The 16,620-nt window shown below is 39.5% G+C and carries 15 protein-coding genes; 7 read left to right on the top strand and 8 right to left on the bottom strand.

Going from position 1 to position 16,620, the window contains the following annotated elements:
• Positions 1–2 precede the first annotated feature (2 nt).
• The 4 genes from R2R35_RS03300 (at position 3) to R2R35_RS03315 (ending at position 4,575) form a co-directional block, all read left to right on the top strand.
• On the top strand, positions 3–821 hold the full coding sequence (locus tag R2R35_RS03300) for an AraC family transcriptional regulator (protein WP_317733069.1): 819 nt from the start codon (positions 3–5) through the stop codon (positions 819–821).
• A 1-nt stretch (position 822) separates the two neighbouring features.
• A complete protein-coding gene (locus R2R35_RS03305; RefSeq protein ID WP_317733070.1) occupies positions 823–1,245 on the top strand; it encodes a DUF2000 domain-containing protein in 423 nt (140 codons plus the stop codon).
• Positions 1,246–1,469: 224 nt separating this feature from the next.
• Positions 1,470–2,228, top strand: a complete 759-nt coding sequence (locus R2R35_RS03310; RefSeq protein WP_317733071.1) for an ABC transporter ATP-binding protein — start codon at positions 1,470–1,472, stop codon at positions 2,226–2,228.
• Between the two features lies 1 nt (position 2,229).
• Positions 2,230–4,575 (top strand): ABC transporter permease, encoded by a 2,346-nt coding sequence (locus tag R2R35_RS03315; protein WP_317733072.1) that lies wholly within the window; start codon positions 2,230–2,232, stop codon positions 4,573–4,575.
• Here R2R35_RS03315 and R2R35_RS03320 read toward each other — a convergent pair.
• The 7 genes from R2R35_RS03320 to R2R35_RS03350 all read right to left on the bottom strand — a co-directional run bounded on the left by R2R35_RS03320 (position 4,549) and on the right by R2R35_RS03350 (position 12,788).
• A complete protein-coding gene (locus R2R35_RS03320; RefSeq protein WP_317733073.1) occupies positions 4,549–5,133 on the bottom strand; it encodes a histidine phosphatase family protein in 585 nt (194 codons plus the stop codon). The two genes, R2R35_RS03315 and R2R35_RS03320, sit on opposite strands and share 27 nt — an antisense overlap.
• Before the next feature lie 632 nt (positions 5,134–5,765).
• Positions 5,766–7,421 carry a hydroxylamine reductase gene (gene hcp, locus R2R35_RS03325; protein ID WP_317733074.1) on the bottom strand — a complete coding sequence of 552 codons (1,656 nt, stop codon included), beginning with the start codon at positions 7,419–7,421 and terminating at the stop codon, positions 5,766–5,768.
• A gap of 136 nt (positions 7,422–7,557) precedes the next feature.
• Positions 7,558–7,968, bottom strand: a complete 411-nt coding sequence (locus tag R2R35_RS03330; protein WP_317733075.1) for a GNAT family N-acetyltransferase — start codon at positions 7,966–7,968, stop codon at positions 7,558–7,560.
• A gap of 71 nt (positions 7,969–8,039) precedes the next feature.
• Positions 8,040–8,462 (bottom strand): VOC family protein, encoded by a 423-nt coding sequence (locus R2R35_RS03335; RefSeq protein WP_317733076.1) that lies wholly within the window; start codon positions 8,460–8,462, stop codon positions 8,040–8,042.
• Positions 8,463–8,571: 109 nt separating this feature from the next.
• Positions 8,572–8,772, bottom strand: a complete 201-nt coding sequence (locus tag R2R35_RS03340; protein WP_317733077.1) for a hypothetical protein — start codon at positions 8,770–8,772, stop codon at positions 8,572–8,574.
• Positions 8,773–8,895: 123 nt separating this feature from the next.
• Entirely contained in the window at positions 8,896–12,102 is a 3,207-nt protein-coding gene (locus R2R35_RS03345; RefSeq protein ID WP_317733078.1) for an ABC transporter permease, read from the bottom strand.
• Positions 12,103–12,113: 11 nt separating this feature from the next.
• Positions 12,114–12,788: an ABC transporter ATP-binding protein gene (locus R2R35_RS03350; RefSeq protein WP_317733079.1), complete on the bottom strand. Its 675-nt coding sequence runs from the start codon at positions 12,786–12,788 to the stop codon at positions 12,114–12,116.
• 654 nt (positions 12,789–13,442) lie between these two features.
• Here R2R35_RS03350 and R2R35_RS03355 point away from each other — a divergent pair.
• Positions 13,443–14,276, top strand: coding sequence for an AraC family transcriptional regulator (locus R2R35_RS03355; protein WP_317733080.1), 834 nt, complete (start codon positions 13,443–13,445; stop codon positions 14,274–14,276).
• Between the two features lie 298 nt (positions 14,277–14,574).
• A complete protein-coding gene (locus R2R35_RS03360) occupies positions 14,575–15,294 on the top strand; it encodes an NAD-dependent protein deacylase (protein ID WP_317733081.1) in 720 nt (239 codons plus the stop codon).
• On the opposite strand, the gene R2R35_RS03365 is transcribed toward R2R35_RS03360, so the two are convergent.
• A complete protein-coding gene (locus R2R35_RS03365) occupies positions 15,283–16,062 on the bottom strand; it encodes a cyclic nucleotide-binding domain-containing protein (protein ID WP_317733082.1) in 780 nt (259 codons plus the stop codon). The two genes, R2R35_RS03360 and R2R35_RS03365, sit on opposite strands and share 12 nt — an antisense overlap.
• A 128-nt stretch (positions 16,063–16,190) precedes the next feature.
• Between R2R35_RS03365 and R2R35_RS03370 the strand changes: the two genes are divergently transcribed.
• On the top strand, positions 16,191–16,613 hold the full coding sequence (locus R2R35_RS03370; RefSeq protein WP_317733083.1) for a DMT family transporter: 423 nt from the start codon (positions 16,191–16,193) through the stop codon (positions 16,611–16,613).
• Positions 16,614–16,620 lie beyond the last annotated feature (7 nt).

Consider the following 16,620-nt stretch of genomic DNA (forward strand, 5'->3'; position numbering starts at 1 on the left):
TAATGAAGCAGGAAACAAGAACTGTAAAATACGATTCCAGGCTAAAAGTAGAGGCCTATCATTTTCAAGGAATCATGCAGAAATTCCCGAACCATTTTCATGAATACTTTGTAATTGGTTTTATAGAAAAAGGTAAACGTTATCTCTCCTGCAAAAACAGGGAGTATACCGTCGAACCCGGGGATTTGGTAATATTTAATCCTCTTGACAACCATACCTGTGAGCAAATCGATGGAAAGACACTCGATTATCGATGCCTTAATATCCAGCCGGAGGTTATGAAAAAAGCTGTCTATGAAATAACCGGCAACGAGATTATTCCTTATTTTACTACTCATGTAATTTTTCATAGTGAACTGGTTCCATTATTAACGGATCTGCACCAGATGATAATGCAGGAGGAAATGGATTTTAGAAAAGAGGAGCTTTTTCTCTTTCTGCTCGAGCAGTTATTGGAAGAATATACAGAACAGGGTGTATCAAAGCCTGCGGCAGAACCAAGTGCAGAAATAAAGGCAGTCTGTGACTATTTGGAAAAGCATTTTGCAGACAGTATCAATTTAGATGACCTCTGTTCATTAACAGGATTCAGTAAATACTACCTGCTGCGTTCCTTCACCAGGCAGAAAGGGATTTCTCCTTATAGTTATCTGGAAACCATACGTATCGGTAAAGCCAGGAAACTACTAGAACAGGGTATACTGCCGATTGAGGTTGCTCTGCAGACTGGCTTTACCGACCAAAGTCATTTCTCTAACTTCTTCAAGAAGTTTATAGGCCTGACTCCCAAGCAATATATGAATATATTTAAGGAGATTTGAAATGCTTGATACTAATATGAAATGTGTTATGGTTATAGATTCTGAACTTCCCACCGGAATTATAGCTAATACAGCCTCCATTCTTGGGATTACACTTGGGAAACAGTTTCCGGAACTGGTAGGGGAAGATGTTGTTGACGGATCAGACCAGGTACATTTAGGTATCACCACAATACCTGTCAGCATGCTTCGTGGTGATAATATGCTATTGAAAACTTTAAGGAAGCGGTTATATGACTCAGAATTTAACGATCTTTTAGTAATAGATTTTTCCGATGTTGCGCAAAGCTGCAATATTTACAGTGAATATGTTTCAAAAGCAGCTGTTACCGAAGAAGAAAACCATAATTACTTTGGTATTGCAATCTATGGAAACAAGAAAAAAGTAAACAAACTCACAGGCTCCATGCCGCTTTTAAGATAAGCAAGGGATACCTATGCATATTTTTATACGCAGAATTTCCACCCGTGAAATAAGATTCACAGCCTTCCTGGCTGGGTTAAGTAAAATTTAGTCATATACAAAAAAGACACTGTTATTAAGAAAATACTCGTGCCAGAAATTTAAGAACTGGTTAAGGATTGGATAAAGACTGGTTAAAAGTCCATGTGCTATTATAAGAACAGAAATTAACAGGAGGATAAAATATGCAACGGGCTGTTTTGAAAACCAGCAAACTTAGTAAGACCTTTTCCAACGGAGGAATGCAGCAACATATACTTAAAAATCTGGATTTAGAAATATATGACGGAGATTTTACGGTTATAATGGGTTCCTCAGGTGCCGGTAAATCCACTCTTCTATATGCTCTTTCCGGCATGGATAAACCCACACTTGGAGAGATATATTTTGGTAACCAGGAAATAACCGGGCTAAACAATGACAAACTGGCAATCTTCAGGCGTAAGAACTGTGGTTTTGTCTTTCAGCAAATCTATCTGCTGGATAATATGAGTGTAATGGATAATATCATTGCCTGTGGCCTGCTGCTGTCAGACAATAAAAAGGAGATTGCAGAAAGAGCCGGGAAACTGCTGTTGGCAGTGGGTCTGAAGGAAAATGTGTGGCATAAATTTCCTTCCCAGCTGTCAGGCGGAGAAGCACAAAGAGGTGGTATCGTAAGGGCTCTGATCAATACCCCGGGGATACTTTTTGCCGATGAACCCACCGGTGCTTTAAATTCTTCTTCTGGTAATGCCGTTCTTAATGTATTAACAGAAGTAAATGAAAAAGGTCAAAGTATTATAATGGTTACCCACGACTTAAAATCAGCTTTACGCGGAAGTCGTATCCTTTATCTGAAAGACGGTTCTGTCTGCGGTGAATGCAAGCTTGGAACCTACAAGGGAGAAGATGAGAACCGGAATGCAGCCTTACTCTCCTTCTTAAAGAAAATGGGGTGGTAGGATGAAAAAGGTCTTAATGCTCGCTTTTTCTCATATCAGAAAGAACAAGAGTCAGGCAGTAAGCCTTCTTTTGGTTGTATTTCTGGCAGGTTTTCTTCTCAATGCAGGGCTTCTGCTGTTGTTTAACTTCAGCAAATTATTTGATGAAAAAAGTGAAGAGCTCTATGCTCCTCATGCTGCTTTTTTAGAAGTCCCAAACCCTTATATAGAGGAAGAATTGGATTACCTGAAGAAGTATCCAGACGTTACTGCTACCGAAAGCCATGAGCTGCTGGCAGCAAATGCAGATATCAAATTTAATGGTGATGTTATACCCGGTCTGTTTATGATGGTAAAGGTCAGTGAGCAGCAGCTAATGAACCCGCTCAAATTAATAGGCGAATCCTTACCCCTTAACGAGTCCTCTATCTATCTCCCATACATTATGAAAACCGGTGGACTAATGGAACTTGGAGATGATTTTTATGTTACGGTACAGGGTCATGAGTATCATTACAAGGTTGCAGGTTTTACGGAAGAAGCCTATTTCGGTTCAAGTACGATTCAGTGGTACCGCTTTTATCTGTCCGACGAAGGTTATGATAAATTAAAGCAGCTGTTACCTTCGTCAGTATCTGTTCTGCATAGTGTTCGTCTGAAGGATCCGAAATCATCCGGCACGCTCATAAAGGATTATACCAATCGATTCTATTATGAAAAAAGCGGAAATAATAACATCTTCAATAACAACATTTCCTATGAAGCAGTAAAGAACAGCAGAACTTTTCTCTCGAATATAACCTCCATGATCCTGGTGGCACTTGCTGCTGTTATCCTTTCTGTCAGTCTTATTGTAATACGCTTTCGCATACACAGCAGTATTGAAGAAAGTATTGTTAATATTGGTGTACTAAAAGCTATGGGTTATTTAAGCAGGCAGATAATACTTTCCATGATTTTGCAATTCGGGGGAATATCCGCAGTCGGTGTTCTTCTTGGTGTCAGTACCTCTTATTCTGTCCTGCCTGCAATTTCAAATCTCCTGGAACCGCAGACCGCTTTTGTCTGGAACCAGGGATTTGATCTGAGCTCCAGTGGAATTACCGTGTTAATCATTGTATGCGCAGTACTTTTTGATACGGCCTTTACCTCCCTAAGAATAAGAAAGATGCATCCTTTGACAGCACTAAGAGGCGGTATTTCCACCCATAACTTTAAACGCAATCCACTGCCTCTTGACCGGTCCCCCGGCAAGGTAACCCTTCTGCTTGCAATGAAGAATATTTATCATAATCTTAAGCAAATGATAATGGTAGCTGCTGTTATTGCAGGTATAACTTTTGCGGCAGCTTCTGTCCTTTCCATCTATTTCAATGTAGGGCTTCACCCGGGAGCTTTTGCAGGTCTGATTGCCGGTGAAGTGCCGGATGCAACGTTTGTTATGAAGACCCCGGAAGACTCTGCAAAGGTTCTTTCAGATTTAAAAGACTCCGACAAAGTAAGAAAGGCTATCTTCTATTCCTCACGCTCCGTTCTAATTGATGGATACAATGCACAAAATTACATTAGTGAGGATTTCTCTCTGACGGAAGGTAAGCTGTTATACAAGGGACGTTACCCGAGACATGATAATGAGATTGCTTTAAGCGGAGCCTCCTCCCGACAGTCCGGTAAAACCATTGGCGATAAGGTTACTGTGACCTATAACGGGAAGAAGCGGGAATATCTGGTTACAGGTTTGATTCAGAGTCTGAATGATAATGGTTATGGGCTGGCAATGACTACAGAAGGTATGGAACAGCTGTATCCTGCCTTTGTTCCCGACCGTATCTATGTCTATCTTAAAAATACCGGAGATACTGCTAGGCTTATTGATGAATTCAAAGCAAAAGACGGCGCACTCTTTTCCAATATTCTTGATATGCCAAAGCTCATTGAAGTACAGCTGGGCGTCTATGGCTCTGTGTTAGCATCTATTTCGGTGGTCATAACCATCATAACCTTCCTGGTTGTAGTGCTGGTATTGTACCTGGTATTAAAGACCTCCATACTTCGCAGGAAGCAGGAATTTGGTATCCAAAAAGCTGTCGGCTTTACATCCCTTCAGTTAATGAACCAGATTGCAATAAGTTTCACGCCTGCTATTATTTCCGGTGTTGTTACAGGCTGTACCCTGGGCATTGTGGGCTTTAACTCACTGTTTGTAGCTTTGGTGCAAAGCATGGGCATTATGACAGCCTCTATGCCCCCCTCCTATCTCTTCACCAGTTTGCTGGGTGTTGGTATCATTATCTTCTCCTATGTTATCTCTTTGGTTATTGCTTTACGTATAAGAAAGATATCACCTTATATGCTGGTTAGTGAATAGCTGGCGGCTGTCAATTTCAAGAATACAGGTATTCTTAGCTTTAAATTTCCTCATTTCATCAAAAGGTGTATCTGTAAGATAACATTGTAAACACATAATTACACCGCCATGTGTTACCACCGCCGCACTTTCCTTATGGGTGGTGGTAATGCTATGCAGAGCAGAAAGAACTCTCTTCAGCATCTCATCATAGGATTCTCCTCCCGGTGCTTTGGCATATCTGCGGTTTTCAAACCATTGACCATATTCCTGCGGATATTTAAGCTTTACTTCTTCCCAGGTCAACCCTTCCCATAACCCATGACTTATTTCCTCCAGTCCCTTTATGGGTATTACAGGTTTATCTGTAACACTGCCTATCAATTCCGCTGTTTTATATGCTCTTTTCTGTGGGCTTGTATAAATAGTCGATAGTTGAATTTGAGACTCAAGAATCGTTTCTCCTAATTTTTTGGCCTGTTTTCTTCCATTTTCATTCAATTCACTGTCATGACTGCCCTGTATTCTTCCGGCAACATTCCAATCTGTCTGACCATGTCTGATTAGATATAATGTCATTTGATAACCATGCCTTTCTTCCAGCCTGCATACTATGGATAGCAGGCCCAAATCTGCGTGTGGGATATCTTCTTATTCACAAGCACCATATAGTAGTCAACTGGTTACTAAAGAGAAATGCTCTTTTACGAAAATAATTATTCATCTAAAAGTTGTCCGATTACATAATGGTATTCAATGCATTCTACATTTCTTCTGTCCCATTTTACGTTCCTCCATACACCTCCACACAAAATCAATTGGTTGAATTGAAAGCTTATCTTTATTATACAATAACTGGTGGGATATTGCCATTCACTTCACCAATTATTCGCCTCCCTAAACACATCTTCCAAAGCATTCATCCTTCTCTTCTCACCAACTACCCTTTGTATCTTTTGAGTTTATTAGCTGTATACTAAAAAACCTGGCAAGCTCAATGGGTTACCAGGTTTTTCTATGAATCCATATATTGTTGTATAACGCTGAATTTTTTTAAGCTACAGCCTTCTGAAAAAATATTTAAACGAAATACATAATGACAGAGCATAAATCCGAGCTAATATTTTCACCAGGGGTAATGTGACAAGAATATTTTATAGAGATACATTACCTCTAAAGCCTGACTGCTTACACCTGTAAATCTTTCATTTTTATGATACAGCCTGCTTTAAAGCAGATTTCAAATCATCCTCCGGAGTACTGATCGGTCTTATATTAAATGTATCGGCTAAATACTGGAATACATTTGGTGATAAAAAGGCCGGTAAGCTTGGCCCTAAGAATATTCCTTTTACACCCAGAGATAATAAGGCCAGCAGATCTGCTAACGCTTTTTGTTCATACCAGGAAAGTACAATGGTTAGAGGTAAGGCATTTACATCTGTTTCAAAGGCGTCTGCCAATGCCGTGGCAATTCTGATAGCCGAAAAGGTATCATTGCACTGCCCAACATCTAGCAGCCTGGGCAACCCGGCTACTGTGCCGAAATCCAATTTATTAAAACGGTATTTGCCACATGCCAAGGTGAGTATAACAGAGTCTTTTGGTACTATCTGAGCCAATTCCGTGTAATAGCTCCTTCCAGGTCTTGCTCCATCACATCCGCCGATAACAAAGAAATGCCTTATTACCCCATCTTTTACCGCCTTCACAATTTCCGGAGCATGGGATAAGGTCTCATGATGTCCGAAACCAACCAGTATTTCATGTTTCTTTTCATCTTCTTTAAACCCTCCCAGCTCCAAAGCTTTCTCAATAATCTGACTGAAATCCTTGGTTCCATCTGCTTTCAAATCAATGTGTTCTACTCCGTCCCACCCAACTACGCTCGTAGAATAAATTCTGTCTTTATAGCTGTCTCTGGGTTTCATCAGGCAATTAGTGGTCATCAAGATACAACCTGGTATTGCATCAAATTCCTTCTGCTGATTCTGCCAGGCTGACCCATAATTGCCAACCAGATGTTTATATTTCTTGAGTTCCGGATATCCATGGGAAGGCAGCATTTCTCCATGGGTATAGATATTGATTCCTTTGCCCTTCGTCTGCTCCAGAAGCATTTCAAGATCATGGAGGTCATGACCGGATACAATGATAAAAGGTCCTTTTTTTACATTTACATTAACCTTATGAGGGGTAGGATTCTGAAATCTTGAGGTGTTTGCCTCATCTAAAATATTCATGACCTGTACACTCATTTCTCCAATACGCATTGTCATACGGATAAGATCCTCAACTGTCAGCTTGCTGTTCGTCGTTGCTTCCAGACCCAAAAAATAGATATGGTCAACCTGGTCATTCTGATACCCGATAAATCTTGCCTGGTGTCCATATGCACTGATACCTTTTAAGCCATATAGGATGGTGGAACGCAAGGAACGGATATCTTCATCCAGATCCTGGTCATACATAATTCCAGCTTTTACAGAATCCTTCAGCATATCTTCCTTGGAGGCGCTAAGATTATAGGTCGCTGAATCATGATATTGACCTTGGGGGGCCTGCTCTCTGATTGCTTCCTTTATCTGCTGTGATTCCTTAAGGAGTTCCACATGTGACTGCACATCAAAGTTTACATTGGTTAAGGTGGTAAACAATGAGTTCTCTACAAATTTTACTATTGCTTTGTCGATCTTTTTGCCTTCTTCAATTAGAGGCCTGGCATAACAGGAAATTCCTTTTAACTGATAAATCAGCAGATCCTGCAGATTAGCTATCTCCGGTGTCTTACCGCAGACGCCTCCTTTTGTACATCCTTTCCCGCCAAAGGTCTGCTCACACTGATAACAAAACATCAAATTATCCATTCTGATACTCCTTACAAAAATACTATTTTCAACCTAGTATTTCCTGTAATCCATTGGAATATGCTATTTGTTCTTATTGCCAATTGATTTACTGACAGAATCAATATTATTGGATTGTCTATATCTTGTATAAAACTTAAATTCTCTTAAGGAAAAAGTACTCTGAGAATCCGTCGATATCGTTGGTATAACTTCCCACCTGTTCATACCCTAAAGCCAGGTAAAAATCCCTGCCCTGCCAGTCAAAGGTATCCAGACGAATCATATTGGCTCCAAGTGCTTTCGCCTGCTTCTCGGTTTCCTGAAGCAGTGCCTTTCCTATACCTTTTCCTCTATGGGCTTCCTTTACGAACAAAGTGGATACATAGAGGATATGAAACGCCGTCATGCAGGCATCAATTCCACCTATTAATTCATCATCTGCAAAGGCTCCCAGATGAATATCACCATCCAGCTTATAGGTTATGTAGTTTTTATCATAGGACTCAAGGTTATTTTCTATAACCTCAAGCTGTTCCTCGTTTAGTTGGTCGATACTGAACTTCATATTATTTTGCCTCATTTCTTTGTTTGATTAATAAATGCACCTGCTCTAAACAATTTATAATTATATTATTTTTATTTAACTCTGCTGAACATAGGATGCCCTTCTTTGAATTGTACCAAATCCCACAGATTTCCATACAAGTCTTTGAACACTGCAACAATGCCATAAGGCTGTTCCTTGGGTTCTCTGACAAACACAATACCCTTTGAGTTCATTTCCTCATAATCACGCCAAAAATCATCAGTTCCAAGAAACAAATAAATTCGCCCGCCTGCCTGATTTCCGATAAACGGTTCCTGTTCCGGTTTGGAGGCTTTGGCTAATAACAGTGTACAGCCAGTAGAGCCGGGAGGTGCTATCACCACCCAGCGTTTATCCTGTTCCGGCTGGTAGGTGTCCTCAACTAAAGTAAAATGCAGTTTCTTTGTATAAAATTCAATAGCCTCGTCGTAATCCTTTACAACTATTGCAACATGTACTAATGATTGCAGCATAATGTTCCTCCTTATTTCATTAACCAACTTAATATTTCAAGACTTACTCTTACAAAACTGAAAACACCAGGACTAAGATATTAAACTTAGATGTTACGATAAAAACTATCTATTCGTTCTGTTTCTTGCCAGTGTACTCCTTGATTATTTTCTTAACCACATGTTTTACAATTACATGACCTGCAGCCCATACACAAACCATAAGAAGCAGACCTTTTGTATGAAAAACATTAAGCTTTAATTTATCAAATATATACACCATAATACAAAAGCCCCAGGCTTCCAACATATAAGCAATATAATTTTTCATGATACCTCCATATTTCTAAGACTGTCCTGCAATATATGCAAATCAGCTATTTTCCCTGGTGATTCTAAGGTATCAATATTCATTCAGATACCCTGTTAATACCATTTAAATTGGTTACAAATACTATCTTCCAAGACTTCTGATATTATCAACCGGATACTGCTTTGCAATTGCCATAGCAGGAATCAGCTGAAGTATCGTTACCAGCGCAATAAAAATTACACTTACTGCCCCATAAAGCTTCCAGGGATATAACCATAACCTGCCTGCAATTACCTGATTAACAAGTTCTTTCAGATTACGCAGCGGGATATCCGATGTTATCAAAGTAACTGTACCTAATAACAGCAGCATGGCGGCACTGGTAACTATTACGGCGGCAGTTCCTTGAATAATACCCTGGAAGATATATTGTCTTGCAAACTGGCCTTTGGTAACCCCCATGGATTGTAAAATACCAATCCGGTTTCTTTCCTGTTCCATTTTAGATACAGAAGTATTATAAAAAGCGATAAATGCTATCACAGATGATATCAATCCCAATAAACTTATAATCATGGTATTATTCAGTGCCTCTGCCAGCATTCTTTCACTGCTCTCCCTGTAATTGTACAAGGTAAAGCCCTTGTTATTAGCAAATGCCAGCAGTGCCGCATCCAATACCTCCGGGTTCTCCTTATCTTCTGCGGTTATATTCCATAAGGTTCTTCCGTAAGCTGTAGGGTACAGAATCTTTATCATTTCTGTCATTTGCTCCAGATTCACCCGGAATAGTCCCATTTGGGAATTTGGATACATAACCTCCATTCCATCCATAGAACCAATTACAGTGTAGTAAGGGACTAAATCAGAAAAAGGCCAGCTACCGCCCTCCGGGAAATAATGAATGATACCACCTACTTTTACCTCCGCTGTATTAAAGCTGATAATTCTTTCTTCCTCCCCTATCTTTTCCCGATCAGTGGACAAGTACAGAGTATCACCGGGTTTTATTTGGCTTTCTGATAGGTAAAGTTCTTTGTATCTTTTATCCATGGAAGTATAATAAATCTTATTCTTCTTAAGCAGCCAGGACATTCGTTTATCCAACCCAACTGCTGTTTTGACCTTCTCATATTCCGTAAGCCGCTCCGCCGAATCCTTTAACTTCCCTTCCATTGTCAGAGGAACCATCAGAATCACTTCTTCCCCCGTCTTAAACTTCTCTATATCCACAGAACCTTCTGTTACAGCCGCCAGCAGGTTTTTTCCGCTTTCTGATTCTGTATCTACTCCATAATAATAAGAGTAATAAGCGTCGCTGATATACTCCGGCTGACCAGCTGTTCCGGAAACATATTTACTAAAATGCTCCTGTTTCAGCTCATTGGGGAGTTGGTCTTCAAAGGCCTTTAATATAACATCCTCTTTATACCCCTCATACCAGAATAACAATTTCTTGCCAAACTTGAAGTTCTCAACTGCTTTTACTCCTTTTATCTGCATAAGTTCAGCTTTTATATCCGGTAATTTATTCTGATTCTCACCATATACCGCTCTCATGGTATAATCCGGTCTTCCGTTTTCCCGGACACTATCCCGGTACCTGGAAAAGGAATTATAAGAAAGATAGAGAGAGGCAGATAAAATACTTATGATAAACACAGATATTGCAAAAGCAAGCAAACCTCTACCTCTGTTGTTCTTGAAATATCGGAGGGTTATATGAAAGAAATTCTGTTTTACCGGTTTTCTTCGTTTCTGCTTTCCATGGTAGACGGCCTTGCTGTGCTTTTGTTTCTTAGCCAGAGTTCCCGTTAATGGTACATTAACGGCACTGACTGCTGGCAGTAAAACACCAGCAAATAGTGATATACTCCCCACTAATACCCCCAATATCAGGAGCTCAGAAGGAATATCAATCACAAGCCTCTCATTGCCAAAGAGTTTTATTCCGCACAATATGAGAATTGACAGCAGGGAACCGCCCAGTACCCCCATTAGTAGTCCTGTTCTCCATAGATATACTGCTTCCCAGAACAGGATTTGAAACAGCTGTCCTCTTGTGGCACCAATTGATTTTAACAGAACCAGTTTTCGACTCCTTCTTCTGATCTGGGTTAAAAAAATCTGGAATACCGCACATACAGTGGTAACAAAGATAATGCCAAGAACAGCAAAGGTAATCAGGTGTTCTACTGAGTTACTGGTATCCGGATAAGTAAAGCTATTTCTTCTGAAATTAGAGGTAGAATCTTCACTGACCGAATCCTTGGTAAGACCGGTATCCTCCTGGGAGGGCTCAATCTGTAAATTGCTGTAATATTCTTTGATCTTATCCCTGTCCTCCGGTGTAATGACTTTCTTGATATTTAACCATACCCTGTTGTATAATGCTGACACATCGTCGCTTTCTTTCACCGGACTGGGATACTTCTCAGACATTTTACCGACAGTCTCAGCAGTAAGATGTTTCAGGTTAAAAAACAGATCCATGGGAATCTTATAGGCACTAACATCAATAAAGCTATTATTTCTAAAATCCTCGAACAATTTGTCCCCGGCTGCTTCTGTGACAAAAGCACTTGGAACACTGTGTCCTCCCAGATCCCACTTATCCGAATAGGTGTTAATGATACCTGTAATCGTAAATTCTTTCTGGAGCACAACCTCCTGATGCGTGATAAGTCCTTTCTCTTTTATGGTCTTTTCATCGGAAGGCTCACCTCTTCGAAAGTAAAATACATAATCTGTTGAAACAATTACATTGGTATCTCCTATCCTCCTGCTCGGATTATCATGATAGCCATATCGAATAAGGGCATTCGGTTCAGAGTAAGAATTATAATACTCTGTTTGTAATTTGTCGTTGATTTCTTCGTTTATATTCTCATTTATTGTTACCACCGCAATGTCCAGCAGCAGCTTCTGCCCCACTTCAAGCTCTAGTCCAGCACTGCTTAACTGGTTTAATTCTACTGCAATTTCATTATCTGCCTCCGGCAGCGTTCCTTTATAAAGTGAGAAACCTCCCATCCCGATAAAATCCTTGCTCATTGTTCCGATAGTACCAAGTTTGGTGGTGGTTCCTATCTCACTGGTAAAGGTGAGATCCCTGACTTCCTTCTCTTTTTTAAGCTTTTGATAAGTATCTTCGTTACCATCCAGATAGGCCGCCTGCCAGCTGCCATATAACTGCTTTCTCTGTTCTGTTTTTGTTGCTTCCATACTGGCCTGAAATATCAGACCTGCTGTTATGAATGCAAAGGACAAGGATACCACCAGCTTTAACAGCAGGGAATCCCTCTTTCTTCCTTTCATCCCATTTCTAGCAATTTCTCTTATATTCATTGTAATACCTCCTATTCAATTGAGGTAATACTGCCATTACTGATTGTAATAACACGTTCTGCATTGGCGGCTATTTCCATGTCATGGGTTACAAGCACCACCGTCTGACCGAATTCTTTTGCAGACTGTTTTAACAGGCGTATCACTTCTTTTCCGGTATTCTCATCCAGATTCCCTGTAGGTTCATCAGCTAACAGAATTGCAGGTTTTGTAGCAAGTGCTCTTGCTATAGCTACTCTTTGGCGTTCACCACCTGAAAGTTCATCGGGATAGTAGGGAAGTTTTCCTGTTATATCCAGTGTTTCCAACACTTTATTAAGATACTCCCTGTCTTCTTTGCGGTTATCCAGGTGAACCGGCATCAGGATATTTTCGAGTACTGTATGTTCAGACAGGAGATTAAATGACTGAAATACGAAGCCTATTCTCCTTCTTCGAAGGACCGCCAGTTCCTTTTCCTTCAGCTCGAACATGCTCTGCCCCTCCAGATATACTTTACCGCCTGTCGGTTTGTCCAATCCTCCAAGGATATGTAAAAGAGTGGATTTACCGGAACCACTTTTGCCTATAATTGCGTGAAAGACGCCTTTTTCGATTTCTAAATCCGTGGCCTTTAAGGCTTTCGTTTCAAGCTCTCCTTTCCCATAGGATCTTTCGGCCTGTACTGTTTTTAACACTATTTCCACTGTTTACACTCCTTTTTGTTTATTCCTATAAATCGATGTAAATACCTGGTTCAAAAGTAAGAATTTAACACTTGTACTATTTTACATATTAATAGTCTATTTATCAAGTTATATAAAGCAAAATGTTATTTTTTAATCAATCTCTAATAATTTGAGAATAAATGTACATTAAGGCTCCCCCTATACCAGTCCCTGCAGCAGATATTGAGAGGTAAACAGATGCCTGGTTACTAGAAGTGCCTTAAAATTCCGATTGCTTCTTCTCCTGCTTCATTTTTGATACTACCGTATAATTAGAAAGCATTGTACAAAGTAAAACCATATTTATTAGCAAAGGCAAGCAGGGTAACTTCCGATATTTTCTGATTATCGTTATCTGAGGCAGCTTGTTTCATTGATAGCCCAACCCCTTGTACGAAGCCAGAAAGAAATCGAGCAAATGAATGTGCTTTTTATTTTTAGCTCTGTTAGACAATAATATTGATATTAAACAAATATGTAATGTATAATATTACCACATTCATGATTTATAATCGTTTACAAAAATGAAACAAAAAATATATATTACGGTAACTAATCCGTCAATTTCTCTTAGTAGAATAACGGGCAATAAGATATCTAATCTTTTATAATTGTTATCAAGGAGATGCGAAAATGGATTGGGTAGATAGAATGAATAAAGCAATTGATTATATAGAAGAACACCTGACCGAAAAAATTAGTGAAAAAGAAATAAACAACATCACAGCGTGTTCATTCTCAATGTTTCAAGGCTCTTTCACACAAATTACAGGGGTGACTCTTTCGGAGTATTTACGTCGTCGTAAGCTGACCTGTGCCGCATATGAGTTACAAAATACAGATGAAAAAGTAATTGATATTTCGTTAAAATATGGCTACAATTCTGCTGATGCATTTACAGTTGCTTTTAAGCGATTGCATGGTGTTACTCCAACCGAAGCAAGATTTTCAGGTGTAACTCTCACATTCTATTGTCGTATTCGCTTCTCACTTAAAATTGAAGGAGTTGATAAAATGGACTATACCACTATTGAAGGTTCATCATTCAAAGTAATTGGAATAAGACGTACAACACCATATGGCGGTGGTACGTGGGCGGTGGTAAAAAGTGATGGGAGCAACGAGAAAATCAAAGAAATCAGTGGAAAATTTTATGATTTAGGTCTATGCTTTGGATTTGGTGCTGACGGAAGCAATGACTATATGTGTGGTATTGAATGGGATAAAGAAGATATTGCAGGTTTGGATACATATCAATATCCGAGTGTTACTTGGCTCAAGTTTGAAGCTAATGGTTCTATTGCGGGTCAAACTCTTGGCGGTGTATGGAAACGTATTCATGAGGAGTTTTTACCACAAAGCAAGTACAAGCTATCCGGACTGCCTACTATAGAAAAATATGTCAAATGGGATGCTGCGGATGATATGTGTATTGTTGAGATTTGGCTTCCTGTTGCTTTAAAGTAGTATTATTCCTGATAAGCATCAGGCTAAGTTCAATTGGTTTGTTGTCTTTAGAAATTGCATCGCTGCCATTACCTCAATGTAATTTTACAAGTTACAAATGTCATATATCTTTATGTGAAAGTCATGTGTATGGACATTTCTGATATAAGTGTTATAATTTTAAGTAATAAGTTTGATTTAGTGGGCAGAGTACTTTTTCTCTGCTCACTGTTAAACAAAGAATCCACAATAAGTTGGGACAGAGCCTAAAATTAATATCCTGCCAACAACAACTTTATGAAACTGAGGTATATTATCAATGAATCTGATTGAAGAATTGAATGAACTTATAAATGGCAGTAATAATATTGTATTTTTCGGCGGTGCAGGTGTTTCTACCGAAAGCGGAATTCCGGATTTTCGTAGTGTTGACGGTCTCTACCACTTAAAGTATGACTATTCGCCGGAACAGATCTTAAGCAGGAGCTTTTTTCAGAAGAAACCGGAGGATTTCTATCGTTTTTATTATGATAAGATGATTTATCAGGATGCCGTTCCCAATATTACCCATAAAAAGCTTGCAGAATTAGAAGCTGCCGGTAAATTAAAGGCCGTGATTACTCAGAACATCGATGGTCTCCATCAGGCAGCTGGAAGTAAGAATTTGATAGAACTTCACGGCAGTATACTTAAGAATCATTGCACCAGCTGCGGAGCCTTCTACACTTTAGAGGAAGTGTTAAAGAAAGCTCCCCTTCCACGCTGTTCTTGTGATGGTATTATAAAACCCGAAGTGGTTCTGTATGAAGAACCTCTGAAGGAGCGAAATATCAGAGCGGCCATTAAGGCAATTTCTGAAGCAGATTTACTTATTATCGGTGGTACTTCCCTCAGTGTATATCCGGCTGCCGGTTTTATAGATTATTACACGGGAAACAAACTCGTCCTGATCAATAAATCTGCAACACCGATGGATTCCAAAGCAGATCTGCTACTTTCTCTGCCTCTGGGTGAGGTTATGAGTGCTTTACTTGTATAAATCGGCAGACAGCTCCATTAAGGTCCTCTCATCCGTGACGATATAGGAGCTGCCTTCTTTTTTCAGAATACCTTGATCGCATAATTCTGAAAGGGTGCGCAACAGATGTCTGTAACTGGTTCCCAGTAATTCTGCAATCTCCGTTAGATTTTCATGAAAGCAGAGAATTTCTTTGCTGCTAGCATCCCCTTTGCCACTGTTATATTCTATAGCACTTCCATTCTTTCTAATACTTTTCTCTTTCTCCTTTATCCTGCTCTCTGAATTCTGTACTCTCTCTCCCGCTGTATAGATATAACTTGCCAGCCGGTTTTCAAGCGGATATAGAAGATTAATGGAACTGTTCTTTGAACAACGGTTCAGTTTTCCCCCCAGAGAAGTGCAGATATATCGTAAGAATTTAGCATCCTCTAACAGGTACCTTCGGACAGAACGATAGGGTATGCCAACACAGTATGTGTCTGCAATCGCCTGAACATTGGTCAAAGCTTTCACAGAATCCACCGCCTCCAGATCCCCCAGTACCTTGAAGCCCTGATAGAAACATAGCAGCAGAGATTTCCCGTTACTTAACGAGGTAAATACCTTCGCTTTTCCTTCTATCAGGAATAGCAGATAGGATATCTCCTCCCCCTCTTTTGCTATAAATTCGTTTTTTCTAAAATATAATAATTCCATATGCATTGTCATATCTGCTGTAAAGATACTCTTTATGTCATACTGCCTGATATATTCTTTCAGGCGTTCTTCGTCATTTATCCTTACCATCTTTCTCCTTTTATTGCATTTCCACAGAAATCTTATATAATTAAATTATTATGACATATGTCATAGTATATTTCAATTAAAATATGGTACATTTATCAGGAAGCAAAATCTTGTTGCAAGGAGGATGTATGAATTATATTATTTCACTTATTGTGGGGGCCTTGACTTCCATCATGATATTCTTTAATGGCAGTTTGTCGGAAGGGTATGGTAATACCCTGTCTACCATTCTTATTCATCTGGTGGGACTAATTGCTATTGTATTGGTATCCTTTCTGACCCGCTCCAAATTAAAGCTTAAGAAAGGTCTTCCTTTGTATCTATACAGTGCAGGTCTTGTAGGTATTGGAACAGTAATGCTTACTAATATAAGCTATATGAAGCTTGGTGTCTCACTTCCCCTTGCCTTAGGGTTACTGGGGCAGACTATCTTCTCTCTTTTGACGGATCATTTTGGCCTTCTGGGTATGAAGGTTGTAAAAGTTAATCCCAAGAAACTCATTGGCCTTGGGATTATCGGTATCGGTATTTTTATTATGGCATTACAGTAAACAGGAG

This window comes from Anaerocolumna sp. AGMB13020 (assembly GCF_033100115.1).
GTDB lineage: Bacteria > Bacillota > Clostridia > Lachnospirales > Lachnospiraceae > Anaerocolumna.

Excerpts from the sequence above, each read along its gene's own strand:
- R2R35_RS03300 (WP_317733069.1), top strand. The coding sequence starts at position 3 with ATGAAGCAGGAAACAAGAACTGTAAAATACGATTCCAGGCTAAAAGTA.
- R2R35_RS03305 (WP_317733070.1), top strand. The coding sequence starts at position 823 with ATGCTTGATACTAATATGAAATGTGTTATGGTTATAGATTCTGAACTT.
- R2R35_RS03310 (WP_317733071.1), top strand. The coding sequence starts at position 1,470 with ATGCAACGGGCTGTTTTGAAAACCAGCAAACTTAGTAAGACCTTTTCC.
- R2R35_RS03315 (WP_317733072.1), top strand. The coding sequence starts at position 2,230 with ATGAAAAAGGTCTTAATGCTCGCTTTTTCTCATATCAGAAAGAACAAG.
- R2R35_RS03320 (WP_317733073.1), bottom strand. The coding sequence starts at position 5,133 with ATGACATTATATCTAATCAGACATGGTCAGACAGATTGGAATGTTGCC.
- hcp (WP_317733074.1), bottom strand. The coding sequence starts at position 7,421 with ATGGATAATTTGATGTTTTGTTATCAGTGTGAGCAGACCTTTGGCGGG.
- R2R35_RS03330 (WP_317733075.1), bottom strand. The coding sequence starts at position 7,968 with ATGAAGTTCAGTATCGACCAACTAAACGAGGAACAGCTTGAGGTTATA.
- R2R35_RS03335 (WP_317733076.1), bottom strand. The coding sequence starts at position 8,462 with ATGCTGCAATCATTAGTACATGTTGCAATAGTTGTAAAGGATTACGAC.
- R2R35_RS03340 (WP_317733077.1), bottom strand. The coding sequence starts at position 8,772 with ATGAAAAATTATATTGCTTATATGTTGGAAGCCTGGGGCTTTTGTATT.
- R2R35_RS03345 (WP_317733078.1), bottom strand. The coding sequence starts at position 12,102 with ATGAATATAAGAGAAATTGCTAGAAATGGGATGAAAGGAAGAAAGAGG.
- R2R35_RS03355 (WP_317733080.1), top strand. The coding sequence starts at position 13,443 with ATGGATTGGGTAGATAGAATGAATAAAGCAATTGATTATATAGAAGAA.
- R2R35_RS03360 (WP_317733081.1), top strand. The coding sequence starts at position 14,575 with ATGAATCTGATTGAAGAATTGAATGAACTTATAAATGGCAGTAATAAT.
- R2R35_RS03365 (WP_317733082.1), bottom strand. The coding sequence starts at position 16,062 with ATGGTAAGGATAAATGACGAAGAACGCCTGAAAGAATATATCAGGCAG.
- R2R35_RS03370 (WP_317733083.1), top strand. The coding sequence starts at position 16,191 with ATGAATTATATTATTTCACTTATTGTGGGGGCCTTGACTTCCATCATG.